The sequence below is a fragment of the Vibrio sp. 1249-1 genome, assembly GCF_033340495.1.
Genome location: NZ_JAWOWJ010000903.1, coordinates 1 through 574, shown reverse-complemented (window position 1 = coordinate 574; position 574 = coordinate 1). Strand labels below are relative to the sequence as shown.

Annotated in this window: 1 protein-coding gene; it reads right to left on the bottom strand. The window is 40.8% G+C overall.

Annotated features, from left to right (window positions below; translation table 11 throughout):
- Positions 1-574: ImcF-related family protein (locus R7Z50_RS29585; RefSeq protein ID WP_318150026.1), on the bottom strand; the 574-nt coding region annotated here is incomplete at both ends.

Genomic DNA, 574 nt, shown 5'->3' with positions numbered 1-574 from the left:
CAATTTCATGAGCTTTAAGATCATCCCAATACCCCCAGTTTTCTTCCATCAATCCTTTGACGGTGCGATTAATCTGAATTTGGAAAATGCTGTGAAAACCGTTGTAGGTATAAAAACCGGAAATACCTTGCGATAGAGGTTTTCCACTTGCTCGTTCAAATTGTTCTAAACCTTTTGGTCCTAACACGTCTGTTAAACGGAAAGACGGAACGTGACTTTTAGCAAACTGCATCTTCATACGCTGATATGCACGCTCTGGAAGTGACATTTGCGTTAGAACTTCTCGTGCTGCACTAATAGCAGTCGCATCCATTGAGAAGCCTTTCTCGTCGTTCTCTAGTAAGTTTTTAGTATGCACTAGCAAACGCTCACGTAGCTCTTTGTTTAACTCTCCTGGATACTGACGTTCAAAGTAGAAGTTGAACCAAGCAATTACCTCTTCTTGTTGATACTTTTCCGGATTAAACAACATTAAATACGTCTTTAACGTCTCGTATAAGTATTCACGATGCTGCTTATTCGCTTCCATTTCCGAGACCAAACTCTCTGACAGCAGAGTAGCAAAGTGTTGAGA